Genomic DNA, 13001 nt, shown 5'->3' with positions numbered 1-13001 from the left:
AAACCAACAGTCATGTCTGACCTCTTCAACCACATGCAGAGCTGGTTTGTCAGCCTGCCGCACTGCGCGACACTGGGCATCCGCTTTGTCGACATCGTCGACAAGCAGCCCTGTTACGCAATCGACTGGCACGAGGACCTGGTCGGTAATCCGGCCACCGGCGTACTGCATGGCGGCGTGATCACCAGCCTGATCGATACCACCAGCGCACTGTCGATTTTTCCGCACCTGCCGGATGCCGAAGCCATTGCCACGCTGGACCTGCGCATTGACTACCTCAAGCCGGCGATACCCGGCCAGACCGTGTACTGCCGGGCCGAATGCTACAAGCTGGCCCGGCAGGTCGCCTTTACCCGGGCGGTCTGTCATCACGGTGATGCCAGTGACCCGATCGCACACGGCGTCGCCACCTTCATGCGGGCATCCAGCAAGGCCGTTCTGGGAGGGCAGTCATGAGTGAATACGTGACCCGCTTCCAGGCCCTGCGCGAAGCACGCGATTATGCCGGCATTGTCGACAGCATCCCCTACGCCCGCCTGCTGGGCGTGCAGTTCGCTGAAGAATCCGAAGGACGGCTGCTGTTTTCCTTGCCGTTTGCCGAGCGCAACATCGGTAACCCGCTGCTGCCCGCCATGCACGGCGGCGTGCTTGGCGGATTCATGGAAAATGCCGCACTGGTACAACTGCTGTGGGTACAGGAAAGCCGGGAAACTCCCAAGACCGTGGATTTTTCCCTCGACTACCTGCGCTCGGCAAAACCGCACATCCTGTTTGCCCGCTGCGAATTCACCAAGCAGGGCAAACGCGTGGCCAATATGCAGGTAACGGCCTGGCAGGAAGACGAATCCAGGCCAGTTGCCGTTGCCCGGGGACATTTCCTGCTCAACTAGCCCGTCAGGCGGGAAAACAGCAGTGAAGCCTTCTGGAGAAACAACAGCATGACGATCTACAACTTTTCCGCCGGACCCGCATTGTTGCCGCAAGACGTGCTGCGGGAAGCGCAACGCGAACTGACCGACTGGCACGGCAGCGGCATGTCCGTCATGGAAATGAGCCATCGCGGACGCGAGTTCATGTCCATCCACGCCCAGGCAGAAGCCGATCTGCGCGAACTCTTGCAGGTTCCCGACAACTACCGGGTCCTGTTCCTGCAAGGCGGGGCACACAGCCAGTTTTCCATGGTGCCGATGAATCTCCTGCGCGGCAAAACCACTGCCGATTACGTCATCACCGGGCACTGGGGCAAGGTCGCCATCAAGGAAGCACGGCGTTACGGTGACATGCGCATTGCCGCAACAGGCGAGGCCAGCGGCTTCAACGGCATCCCGCCGCAATCAGAGTGGCAGCCCAACCCCGATGCCGCCTACCTGCACTACGTCAGCAACGAAACCATCGGCGGCGTGCAGTTTCCGTTCATTCCCGAATCCGGCGTACCGCTGGTCTGTGACATGTCGAGCGATTTCCTGTCGCGACCGGTTGACGTCTCCCGCTTCGGACTGATCTTTGCCGGCGCCCAGAAAAACATCGGTCCGGCCGGGCTGACCCTGGTGATCGTGCGCGAAGACCTGCTCGGGCAGACCCTGCCGGGCACGCCGACCATGTTCGATTACAAGATCCATGCCGATGCCGACTCGATGTACAACACGCCACCAACCTACGCCATCTACATGGCCGGTCTGGTGTTCCAGTGGCTCAAGGATAACGGTGGCGTACGCGGCATCCAGATGCGCAACGAGGAAAAGGCCGGCCTGCTGTACCACACCATCGACTCCAGCGATGGTTTCTATCGCTGCCCGGTGGATGTCGAATGCCGTTCGCGCATGAACGTTCCGTTCCGCCTGCGTACCGAAGTCCTGGAAAAGCGTTTCGTGGATGAAGCCGACATGGCCGGGTTGCTGCAACTCAAGGGCCATCGTTCAGTGGGCGGGGTACGTGCATCCATCTACAACGCCATGCCGTTCGAGGGTGTCAAGGCGCTGGTCGCGTTCATGGCAGAATTCGCCCGCCGTCACGGCTGATTGTCCATCGTTTTCCGGGGTCCCAACGTGTCAGAAGAACAACTCAAGCAACATCGTCACGCCATTGATTCGATTGATGCGGAAATCCTGGCGCGACTCAACGCCCGGGCAGGGCATGCCCGGGCCATTGGCGAAATCAAGGGTGGCGGCATCATTTACCGTCCCGAGCGTGAAGCCGAAGTCTTGCGCCGCATCAAGGACCTGAACGAAGGACCACTGCCGGGCGAGTCGGTTGCGCGCATTTTCCGCGAGATCATGAGCGAATGCCTCGCACTGGAAAAACCGCTGTCGATCGCCTTTCTGGGGCCCGAAGGCACGTTCAGCCAGTCCGCAGCCATCAAGCACTTCGGCCATGCCGCCACGACGGTCCCGTGCGTGTCGATCGACGAAGCCTTCCGGGCCGTCGAATCCCGTTCTCTGGACTATGTCGTCGCTCCGGTTGAAAACAGCACCGAAGGCGCGGTCGGCCGGACGCTGGACCTGATGGTGTCCACCCCGCTGAAAATCTGCGGCGAAGTGGTCCTGCGCATCCATCACCACCTGCTGCGCCAGTCTGCCGATGCCACACCTCCCCGCAAGGTGTATTCACACGCACAGTCGCTTGCCCAGTGCCACGAATGGCTCAACCGCTTCCTGCCCGATGCAGAACGGGTGTCGGTCGCCAGTAATGCCGAAGCAGCCAGGCTGGCCAGTGAGGATGCCACGGTGGCCGCCATCGCCGGCGAAGCCGCCGCCGAGCGTTATGCCCTAGCCCGGATTGCCAGCAACATCGAGGATGAGCCCAACAATACCACACGCTTTCTGGTGCTCGGACACCAGGATTGCGTGGCCACCGGGCATGACAAGACCAGTCTCGTCTGCTCGGCCCAGAACCGGCCGGGAGCCGTCCACAGCCTGATCGCTCCCATTGCCCGGGCCGGGGTCAGCATGACCAAGTTCGAGTCACGTCCGGCGCGCTCCGGCCTGTGGGAATATCTGTTTTTTGTTGATCTTGAAGGGCACCAGAGCGATGCCACCATGCAGCAGGCGCTGATGGAGCTGCGCGAGCGGGCTGCCTTCGTCAAGGTACTGGGATCGTATCCGGCAGCAGTGCTCTGATCCTCCAGTGACGCATTCGTCTTGTCACACGGGCAGCGTCAACTGCCCGTTGTGCTTTCCAGGAAATCCATCATGAAACGTATCTGTGTATTTTGCGGCTCCAACTTCGGCAACAAGCCCGATTACGAACTGGCCGCCATCGCCATGGGGCAGGAGCTGGCCCGTCGCGGCCTGAGTCTGGTCTACGGCGGGGGCAAGGTCGGCCTGATGGGAGCCATCGCCGACGCCACGCTGGCCGCCGGAGGTGAAGTCATCGGAGTCATTCCCGAATTCCTGCGTCTGAAAGAGCTTGATCATGCGCACCTGACCGAACTGCACATCGTCGGTTCCATGCACGAACGCAAGGCGAAAATGGCTGAACTGGCTGATGGCTTCATTGCCATGCCGGGCGGATTCGGCACGTTTGAAGAATGGTTCGAAGTGTTGACCTGGTCCCAGCTTGGCATGCACTCCAAGCCGATCGGCCTGCTGAACATCAGCGGCTTTTACGACCCGTTGCTGCAGTTTGCCCAGCACGCTGCCCGGACGGGATTTGTCCGTGAAGAAAACCTGAGCCTGTTCGTCAGCGCCAACGAACCTCCGTCGTTGCTCAACGCCATGCAGGACTGGCAGCCGGTCCGGGTCAGCAAGTGGATGGGCAAGGCCGCCATCTGACCAACCGGAACATGCCGACGGGGCAGAGGTGAAACGGATATGGTAAAAACGACAGGATCATTACCTGTTGACCGGAAAACCCATGTCAGACCTGTCCCGCCTTGCCCCGTCCCATGTCCGGGCCATCGCCCCCTACCAGCCAGGCAAACCGATCGGTGAGCTGGCCCGTGAGCTGGACCTCGATCCTGCCGGTATCGTCAAGCTTGCCTCGAATGAAAACCCGCAGGGTCTGTCCCCCCGGGTCAAGGCGGCACTGGTCGCAGCACTGGACGACATTGCCCGCTACCCGGATGGCAACAGTTTTGACGTAAAAGCGGCCGTCTGCCGCCGCTTTGGCTCTGTACCGGAGCAGATCGTGCTGGGCAACGGCTCCAATGACCTGCTGGAACTGGTTGCCCGGACCTTCCTGAGCCCGGACGACAGCGTGGTGTTTGCGCAGTATTCCTTTGCCGTCTATCCGCTGGTTACCCAGGCCTGCGGCGCCACCTGCATCGAAGTCCCGGCCCGCGATTTCGGGCATGACCTGGCCGCCATGCGTGCAGCCATCCGGGCCGATACCAAACTGGTGTTCGTTGCCAACCCGAACAACCCGACCGGTACCTTTGTGTCCGGAGCCGAGTTACTGGCATTTCTGGAGTCCGTGCCGGAAAACGTGCTGGTCATGCTGGACGAGGCCTATACCGAATTCCTGCCCGAAGCAGACCGGTACGATTCGCTGTCCTGGCTCGGGCGCTTTCCCAACCTAATCGTCAGTCGCACCCTGTCCAAAGCCTACGGTCTGGCCGGCCTGCGCGTCGGCGTGGCGTTTGCCAACCCGGTTGTCGCAGACCTGATCAACCGTATCCGCCAGCCGTTCAACGTCAACAGTCTGGCGCAGGCAGCAGCTTGTGCGGCACTGGAAGACGAAGCATTCCTTCGCCAGACCGTCGACGGCAATACCCGGGGCTTGCGGCAACTGGGCCAGGCTTTTGAGCGGCTGGGTATCAGCTACATCCCCAGCCGCGGCAACTTCATCACCTTCCACTGCGAGGATGCGGCAGGCATCAATCGTGCCTTGCTGCAACAAGGCGTGATCGTACGGCCGCTGGCCAGCTACGGCCTGCATCACAGCCTGCGTGTATCGGTCGGCACCGAGGCCGAAAATGCCCGCTTTATCACCGCACTGGAACACGTCCTGGCCTGACCGGCCCTTAATGAAAAAGCGGGGTTGATACCCCGCTTTTTCATGTGCTTTCGCCTGACAACCGGCTAGGCATCCAGTCCGGCCTGCACCAGTTCGGCGGCCCGGATCACTGCCCGGGCCTTGTTGCAGGTTTCCTGCCATTCACTCTGCGGCACCGAATCGGCCACCACGCCAGCCCCCGCCTGCACAAACAGCTGCCCGTCCTTGATGACAGCGGTGCGGATGGCAATCGCCAGGTCCATGTCACCATTGAAACCAAGGTAACCCACGGCGCCACCATACACACCGCGCTTGCCCGGTTCAAATTCGTCGATGATTTCCATTGCCCGGACCTTGGGGGCACCGGACAGGGTTCCCGCCGGGAAAGTGGCCCGGAGTACGTCTAGGTTGCTCATGCCATCCCGCAGTTGTCCTTCAACGCTGGAAACAATGTGCATCACGTGGGAGTAGCGCTCGATCACCATCTTGTCAGTCACGGATACCGAGCCGGTCTCGGCCACGCGCCCGATGTCGTTGCGTCCCAGATCCATCAGCATGACATGCTCGGCAATTTCCTTGGGATCTGCCAGCAGCTCCTCGGCCAATGCCTGGTCTTCTTCACGCGACTTGCCGCGCGGACGGGTACCGGCAATCGGACGCACCGTCACCTGCCGGTCTTCCTGGCGCACGAGGATTTCCGGTGAGCTGCCTACCACGTGGAAATCGTCAAAATGGTAATAGAACAGATAGGGCGAGGGGTTGAGGCTGCGCAGGGCACGATAGAGTGAGAGGGGATTGTCCTCGTACAGCAGGCTCATGCGCTGCGACAGGACAACCTGCATGATGTCACCGTCGACGATGTAACGCTGGGCCGATGCCACGGCTGTCTTGAAAGCCTCTTCTCCGAATTCCGAGCGGGCCACAGCCGGGCGGGAAGGCAGGGACAAGGGCAGGGGAGCCGGTTCACGCAACTTGCCGCGCAGTTGCTTCAGGCGGGCCTCTGCCTTGGCAAAGGCGTTGGGTACGGCCGGGTCGGCGTATACCACCAGATAAAGCTTGCCGGACAGATTGTCGACGATGGCCAGTTCTTCCGACAGCATCAGCAGGATGTCCGGCGTGCCGATCACGTCCGGCTTGGGTGGACGGGCCGCCAGACGCTTTTCGATCAGACGGATGGTTTCATAGCCGAAATAGCCGACCAGCCCGCCATTGAAACGCGGTAACTGGTCCAGCTGCGGCGTACGGAAACGCTGCTGGAACGACTCGATGAAGCCCAGCGGATCACCTTCGTGCGTTTCCAGCACCCGGTCGCCATGCTCGACCTGAACCCGCAGCCCGTTGACGCGCAGGCGTGTGGTGGCCGGCAAGCCGATGAACGAATAGCGGCCGAACCGTTCTCCGCCCACGACGGATTCCAGCAGATAGGAATAGGGCGCATTGGCCAGTTTCAGGTATACCGACAGCGGCGTATCCAGATCGGCATGCAGCTCGAGGGTAACGGGGATGCGGTTGTAGCCGGCAGCAGCCAGACGGGTGAATTCTTCGGGAGTCATCATGAAATCCGGTTCGGGCAAGAAAGGTCAGGCAAAAAACGGCAGGGCAAGCCGCACGACAGGGGCTTGGCTTGGCCATCGCCAACTCGCCAGATTGGGCAGGAATTTCATGATAAGAGGATGTCCGGACAAAAATCAGCGTATGGCATTCTTGCCGAATTCATATGCCGCAGCAAGCGAGGCAGCCACAAAGTCAGCCTCACAGGCACTGACATCCTCGTAGCCATAGCTGGCAGCAATCGCCAGCGCACCCGCCTGCCGGGCGCACTGCACGTCATTATGACTGTCTCCGACCATGGCCATGGCTTGCGGTGGCACCCCGAACTGTTCTGCCACATGGAGTAGCGGCAACCCGGACGGTTTTTTCTCGGACAGAGAGTCACCGCCGATCTGGATATCCAGAAAGCGGTCCAGCCCCAGGGCCGCAGTCAGCTTGCGGGCCGGGCCGACGGATTTGTTGGTGACCAAGGCAACCCGGAAGCCCTCGGCCTTCATGCGGGAAAGGGTATCAACGACGGTCGGATACGGTTGCGTATGGTCTGCCAGATGCTGGCCATACCAGTCCAGAAACATGGACAGGGCTTCGGCATGCTGACCATCGGATACACAGCCATCGCGCAGGTCGGTCAGGGCCCGGTGCACCAGGGACGCGATGCCGTCACCGACGTGGTAACGGATGCGCGCTTCTGGCAACGGCGGCAAACCGTAGTACGCCCGTACCCGGTTGGCCGCAATCGTCAGGTCCGGAATCGAATCGACGAGGGTCCCGTCAAGATCAAGGGCAAAAGCCTGAATACGCATGGCAAACCATCCGGCAAGAAAACAGCATCATGCCAGCACGGACCGGAGCGGACAAACGGCCCCGGTCCGGTCAATGCGGGCGGCACGGCACCCAGATGGCGTTTTCCAGCGTCATGGCGGTTTCACCGGCCTGATTGGTCGTTATCCAGCGCCAGCCGACTACGCCGAACTCCGGCTGTGTGGTCGATCTTTTGGTCTTGAGAACCTCCAGCGTCACCTTCAGGGTATCCCCCGGACGGGTCGGACGGGGCCAGCGCATCTTGTCAACCTGCATGCCGACCAGTCCACCGGCCACACGGTCCGCCAGCAAGTCCACCACCAGCCTCATCGAGGTTATTGCAGTCTGCCAGCCACTGGCAGCCAGACCGGCAAATACCGAATGTTCGGCCAGCCGGGCATCCAGATGAAAAGGCTGCGGGTCATGCTGACGGGCAAATCCGGCAATGTCGTCAGCAGTCAGCGTACGGGTCGCTGTCTCGAAGCGCATGCCAGGCTGAAAATCCTCAAAATACAGTTTCTCCATGATCTTTCTCTTTTTGTGAGGGAATACAGCACAACGCCGGCCTTCAGGCCGGCGCTGCATGAAACAGGCATGGTCAGGCAGATTCACCGACCGCCGGGCCAGCCAGAATACGTGAGGGTTCCGCCGTAGCGGCTAGGGCAGCCACCTTGGCCGCCTTGGCCCGGAAGGCATCACCATCAAGCTTTTGTTGCCAGTCAGCAACCTCACCATGACCGGCCATCGCGGCCAGCCGTCCGGTCAGTTCAGGAGTAACGGGCATATCGAGTTGTGCCAGCAACTCGTCAGCCAGGTCCGGACGGTTGCATACCAGAGCCATGTCGCAGCCGGCCGCAAAAGCTGCCTGCGCCCGGGCCGCAATCCCCCCGGCACCTGCCGCGCCTTCCATGCAGAGGTCATCACTGAAAATCGTGCCGCCAAAGCCCATGCGTTCCCGCAAGACTGTCTGCAACCAGAAAGGCGAGAAACCGGCGGGCAGCGGATCGACTGCGTCATAGACCACATGGGCCGGCATCACGGCATGCATGCCGGCTGCTGCCAGGCGGGCAAACGGGATCAGGTCGGCTTCTTCGATGGACGCATAGCTGCGATGGTCTACCGGGATGACGTGATGTGAATCGCCTTCCACCGCCCCATGGCCAGGGAAGTGCTTGCCGCAGGCAATCATGCCTCCGGCCACCAGCCCGCGGGTCAGCGCTTCGGCAAGGGTCGCCACGATGTTCGGGTCTGCATGAAAACTGCGGTTACCGATGACGGCACACCGGCCGTGGTCAATGTCAAGTACCGGAGTAAAGCTCAGGTCCACACCACTGGCCCGCAATTCGGTCGCCAGCACTTCACCGACGTCATGAGCCAGATCCAGTGCAGCCTCCGGTGATTTTTCCCACAACGCCCCCAGAGCCTGCATCGGCGGCAAACGGGTGAAACCGGTCAGGAAGCGCTGGACCCGGCCACCTTCATGATCAACTGCAATCAGGAGATGCGGACTGCGCAAGGAACGGATTTCCTCGGTAAGGGACCGTAACTGTCCGACGGATTCGAAATTGCGGCGAAACAGGATTACGGCCCCGACCATCGGGTGGGACAAACGGCGGCGATCATCATCAGACAAGGAGCAGCCAGCTACATCGACCATTACCGGGCCGCGGGGAAGTTGCAAAGTCATGGCACTACCAGAGAAAAATGGATATTGCCGGCTGCGGGGCATGCCGGCGCAAAGGCGCATCATGGCAGAGATGCCATGATGCCGATTCAGTCGCGGGCACGGTTCCACCAACGGGCCAGCACGAACGAAACCAGCCCGACCTTGAGCCAGCGCGACCAGTGCCGGGCACCTTTGTCCGGCAGGGCGGCGGCCAGTACGGCAGAAGCCATCTTGAGCGAGCGGGCCTCTCCGGCCAGTGCCGTGCCTTCCTTGAGCCAGTGAGCCGGCCGGCGCCAACGGGCCAGCTGGACTCCGGCCTGCATGCGCAAGGCATCACCCTTGACCAGCAGGAGCTGTTTGCGGAATTCGCGATCCTGTTGCCGACGGTTCATGCCTCATCCTTGTGCGAATGCGCAAGTGTCTGCCAGTCTTTCCTGATTTCGGTCAGCGTCAGGTGAAATGCCGGCGGAGCCGATGCCATCCGGTGCATCAGCGTTCTCAAAAGGCCGTAAGCAGCCAGAAGGAAGCCACACAAAAGTCCCAGCAGCGCCCAGCCACGTACTCCGGGCGGGGTCAGGACAGCCACCATGACAATGACCGTCACCAAGGCTGCCAGAACCAGAATCAGGGCACCGACCGCCAGCACGACATGCGTGACGACCCGCTCCTGCTGCTCCGCCATTTCAATACGGAACAGCTCGACACGTGTGGATGCCAGCCGGACCAGCCCGGTAACCAGTGCAGACAGGCTGCCCGGACGGGCTCTGGATGAGTCGGAGCCCGTCATGGATTAACGGCGCGAAACCAGCAGGCCAAGCAGGAAACCCACCACGGCAGCCAGACCCACGAGGCGCCACGGATGGTCGTGGGCGTACTGGTCGGTCGTCTTGCAGGCCACCTTGGCCTTGGCGGTCACTGCCTCTTCGGCGCGCAGCAGGCGGTCTTTGGCCACTTCCAGATTGGCGGTCAGCTTGTCGCGCAGGGCACGGGCCTTGTCGCTGCCGTTTTCGCTGGTTTGTGCAATCAGCTCTTCGGTGTTGTTGAGTACATCACGGACGTCGTCCAGCAATTGTTCTTTGCTCACTTCACTCATCATGATCTCCCATGGCTAAACACAGACTGACGAAGTTTCATCAGTATCGGACGAAGTAGCGCAATTGTCTTGCTGCCAGCACTACCTCAATATCAACAAGATTGCCATACATCATTGCTTCGGAACAGGAAAAACCGGGCAGCTCCAATCCGGACGGCCCGGTCTCACTTCTCAGGCCAGGCCAGCTGCCATACGCTCAAGCACGGCGTCCCGGCCGATCAGCGCCAGGACAGCATCGACGGACGGCGTTTGCGTCGTGCCGCACACCAGCACGCGCAACGGCATGCCCAGCTGGCCCATCTTGATGCCCTCGTCCGCGCAGAACGGCTTGAACAGGCCGTGGATGGCCTCGGCATTCCACTCCGGCAGGGCAGCCAGACGTTCGGCAAAGCGGGCCATGCGGGCCGGCGCCTCGCCGGACAGGTGCTTTTCCACGTCAGCGGAAGCCGGTTCGCGCCGGGCGTAGAAGTAATCCACCTCGCGGGCCAGTGCATTGAGGTCCTGCACCCGTTCCTTCACCAGCCCAATCACGGTTTCCAGCGCCGGGCCGTTGCCGGTGTCCACGCCGGCAGCATCCAGCCGGCTGCGGATCAGGCCGGCCAGGCGCACGTTGTCGGCAGCCTTGATGTGCTGGGCGTTCAGCCACAGGAATTTTTCCTGGTTGAAGCGCGACGCCGACGGGCTGACATCCTTGAGGTCGAACCACTCGACGAACTGGTCCATGGTGAAAAACTCGTCGTCACCGTGTCCCCAGCCCAGGCGGGCCAGGTAGTTCAGCAGCGCCTCGGGCAGGATGCCCTGGTCGGCATAGTCCACCACGCTGACGGCATCGCGGCGCTTGCTCATCTTCTGGCCGTCCTCGTTGAGGATCATCGGCAGGTGCGCGTACACCGGCAGCGGGGCGCCCAGCGCCTTGAGGATGTTGATCTGGCGCGGGGTATTGTTGACGTGATCGTCGCCGCGGATGACGTGGGTGATGTTCATGTCCCAGTCGTCCACCACCACGCAGAAGTTGTAGGTCGGGCTGCCGTCGCCGCGGGCGATGATCAGGTCGTCAAGCTCGGTGTTGGCAATCTCGATCCGGCCCTTCACTGCGTCGTCCCATGCCACCACGCCGTCAACCGGGTTCCTGAAACGCACCACCGGCGTTACGCCGGCCGGCGGGGCGGGCAGTTCCTTGCCCGGCTCCGGACGCCAACGGCGGTCGTAGCGCGGCTTCTCGCCCCGGGCTTCCTGCTCGGCGCGCAGGGCGTCCAGTTCTTCGCGGGTCATGTAGCAGTAGTAGGCGTGCCCGGCTGCCAGCAGCTCCTGGATGACGGCCTTGTAGCGGTCAAAACGCTGGGTCTGGTAGAACGGGCCTTCGTCATGGCCAAGTCCGACCCAGCTCATGCCGTCCAGAATGGCCTTGACCGACTCCGGCGTCGAGCGTTCAAGGTCGGTGTCCTCGATGCGCAGCACGAACACGCCATGGTGCTTTTTGGCATAGGCCCAGGAGAACAGGGCAGTGCGGACTCCGCCGATATGCAGATAACCGGTCGGGCTCGGGGCGAAACGGGTACGGATCATGGTCAGTTTGGTGGGCATGGAAAGACAGAATTAGTCATTTTACGCCGGACTGGCATCCTGCACAGCGTTGCACTGCACAAACCTGTACGACATTGCACAACACTTATTCTGCAAACACCCCCGAATCGCCCTGATCCAGGCTCTCGGTGGCACCTTGTACGCACAAGAAGAACCGGATCGCGCTCCGGAAGCGCTGCGCGAACCAGGCTACAGACAGAACACAGAAGCACCGCCGGCACGAACCGGCTGGCTCAGGTCTGGATGATGGCTATCCGCAGCCATGGACAAAGTCATTGCCTGTCCGTCAAAACAGGCGCTCCGCCGCAGAGGATGCCTGGGCAGGCGTTGTTGCCGCAGGCGAAGAAAAGGCCGGCAAAGCATTTTCGACAGGGGCAGCAACAGGCGGCGGCGACACTGCTCCAGTCTCGTTGCCATCAGGCACCACCACCGGCATGTCCGGCCGAAGCCAGGGCAAAGGCTGCAATCCGGCAATTTGTCCGTTGCTGCTGTCACGGCAGCTGAGACATACCGGCTTGCCGGTGCGGGCCTGCAAGGTCTCGACAATCCTTTGCTGGCGGATTTCGCGCCCGCCGCTGCTCCATTTTTCGGCTGCCGTCCGTATCTGTGCCGCGTTGGCCGTGGTTTTGCCGTAGCGATCGGCAAAAGCAGTCATCCAGACATCCCCCCTGGCATCCTGGTTCAACAGGACCGATTGGTAAATGACCGATACCGGCACGCCATAGCGGACACGCGAAGCCAGATCCAGCGCGTCCTCGTTGCGCAACCGGACACAACCGTGACTGCGGAACCCCGGCACGCTGCCCGGCGCATTCGTGCCGTGCATGCCGAGACCGAGGCCCGGCTCGCCAAAACGGATGAATACCTTGCCCAGCGGATTTTGCGGCCCAGGCGGCACCACGGTCTGCACGGTCTTGCCGGCACGGGCCATTTCCTGCTGGATGGAACGCGGTACATGCCAGGCCGGGTTGCGCGAAATGCCGGTGACGTCATATTCGCCTTCCGGCGTTTGCGTCAGCGCCTTGCCTACGGCCACCGGGTACGATTTGACCAGTTGTCCGTCGTCATAGACGAACAGCCGGGTCTGGGGCAGGTTGATGACGACATGCACACCCCGGGAGCTGACGGCATGGTCCGGGACAGCTGTCACTGCCCAGACCCGCGGCACGCCAAGACACAGCAGGGCAGCGCAGACAATGCGATACGGCACGGGATACATGGACATTCTCCGTACGGCCAGCGCAGGCCAAACCTTCAACCGCAATGATAGACAGCGTGTCCGGCGCTCACGGACAAATCGTACATGGCCCCGGTGCTTGCCCTACAATAAGCGGTTTTCCACTTGAACCACCGCAGCCCTTGATGCACTGCGGT

At 61.5% G+C, this 13001-nt stretch carries 15 protein-coding genes; 6 read left to right on the top strand and 9 right to left on the bottom strand.

From position 1 onward, the window contains the following. Positions 1-12 precede the first annotated feature (12 nt). The 6 genes from G542_RS0103700 (at position 13) to hisC (ending at position 4953) form a co-directional block, all read left to right on the top strand. Positions 13-456: a PaaI family thioesterase gene (locus G542_RS0103700; protein ID WP_027823402.1), complete on the top strand. Its 444-nt coding sequence runs from the start codon at positions 13-15 to the stop codon at positions 454-456. Continuing rightward, positions 453-890, top strand: coding sequence for a PaaI family thioesterase (locus G542_RS0103695; protein ID WP_012697308.1), 438 nt, complete (start codon positions 453-455; stop codon positions 888-890). The genes G542_RS0103700 and G542_RS0103695 overlap by 4 nt, the downstream gene beginning before the upstream one ends. Positions 891-938: 48 nt before the next feature. Further along, the gene (serC, locus tag G542_RS0103690) at positions 939-2018 is read left to right on the top strand and encodes a 3-phosphoserine/phosphohydroxythreonine transaminase (protein WP_027823401.1); all 1080 of its coding nucleotides are present in this window, start codon (positions 939-941) and stop codon (positions 2016-2018) included. Positions 2019-2045: 27 nt separating this feature from the next. Beyond that, positions 2046-3116, top strand: a complete 1071-nt coding sequence (gene pheA, locus G542_RS0103685) for a prephenate dehydratase (RefSeq protein WP_012697310.1) — start codon at positions 2046-2048, stop codon at positions 3114-3116. Positions 3117-3188: 72 nt separating this feature from the next. Beyond that, a complete protein-coding gene (locus tag G542_RS0103680; RefSeq protein WP_012697311.1) occupies positions 3189-3770 on the top strand; it encodes an LOG family protein in 582 nt (193 codons plus the stop codon). An 82-nt stretch (positions 3771-3852) separates the two neighbouring features. Then, complete coding sequence (gene hisC, locus G542_RS0103675) at positions 3853-4953, top strand: histidinol-phosphate transaminase (RefSeq protein WP_012697312.1); 1101 nt, start codon at positions 3853-3855, stop codon at positions 4951-4953. A 65-nt stretch (positions 4954-5018) separates the two neighbouring features. On the opposite strand, the gene trpE is transcribed toward hisC, so the two are convergent. The 9 genes from trpE to G542_RS15775 all read right to left on the bottom strand — a co-directional run bounded on the left by trpE (position 5019) and on the right by G542_RS15775 (position 12846). Then, positions 5019-6488, bottom strand: a complete 1470-nt coding sequence (gene trpE, locus G542_RS0103670; RefSeq protein WP_027823400.1) for an anthranilate synthase component I — start codon at positions 6486-6488, stop codon at positions 5019-5021. Between the two features lie 132 nt (positions 6489-6620). Next, on the bottom strand, positions 6621-7286 hold the full coding sequence (locus tag G542_RS0103665) for an HAD-IA family hydrolase (protein WP_012697314.1): 666 nt from the start codon (positions 7284-7286) through the stop codon (positions 6621-6623). A gap of 70 nt (positions 7287-7356) precedes the next feature. After that, positions 7357-7809 (bottom strand): MaoC family dehydratase, encoded by a 453-nt coding sequence (locus G542_RS0103660; RefSeq protein WP_027823399.1) that lies wholly within the window; start codon positions 7807-7809, stop codon positions 7357-7359. 73 nt (positions 7810-7882) lie between these two features. Beyond that, on the bottom strand, positions 7883-8971 hold the full coding sequence (gene nagZ / locus G542_RS0103655) for a beta-N-acetylhexosaminidase (protein ID WP_012697316.1): 1089 nt from the start codon (positions 8969-8971) through the stop codon (positions 7883-7885). Between the two features lie 86 nt (positions 8972-9057). Beyond that, positions 9058-9342, bottom strand: a complete 285-nt coding sequence (locus tag G542_RS0103650; protein ID WP_012697317.1) for a hypothetical protein — start codon at positions 9340-9342, stop codon at positions 9058-9060. Continuing rightward, positions 9339-9737: a phage holin family protein gene (locus G542_RS15780; protein WP_012697318.1), complete on the bottom strand. Its 399-nt coding sequence runs from the start codon at positions 9735-9737 to the stop codon at positions 9339-9341. The genes G542_RS0103650 and G542_RS15780 overlap by 4 nt, the downstream gene beginning before the upstream one ends. A gap of 3 nt (positions 9738-9740) precedes the next feature. Further along, complete coding sequence (locus tag G542_RS0103640) at positions 9741-10043, bottom strand: ElaB/YgaM/YqjD family protein (RefSeq protein ID WP_012697319.1); 303 nt, start codon at positions 10041-10043, stop codon at positions 9741-9743. 171 nt (positions 10044-10214) lie between these two features. Continuing rightward, positions 10215-11609, bottom strand: coding sequence for a glutamate--tRNA ligase (gltX, locus tag G542_RS0103635; protein ID WP_027823398.1), 1395 nt, complete (start codon positions 11607-11609; stop codon positions 10215-10217). A 304-nt stretch (positions 11610-11913) separates the two neighbouring features. Next, positions 11914-12846: a L,D-transpeptidase gene (locus tag G542_RS15775; protein WP_162142326.1), complete on the bottom strand. Its 933-nt coding sequence runs from the start codon at positions 12844-12846 to the stop codon at positions 11914-11916. Positions 12847-13001: the final 155 nt, after the last annotated feature.

The sequence above is a fragment of the Laribacter hongkongensis DSM 14985 genome, assembly GCF_000423285.1.
GTDB lineage: Bacteria > Pseudomonadota > Gammaproteobacteria > Burkholderiales > Aquaspirillaceae > Laribacter > Laribacter hongkongensis.
This window is presented reverse-complemented; position numbering and strand designations above follow the sequence as displayed.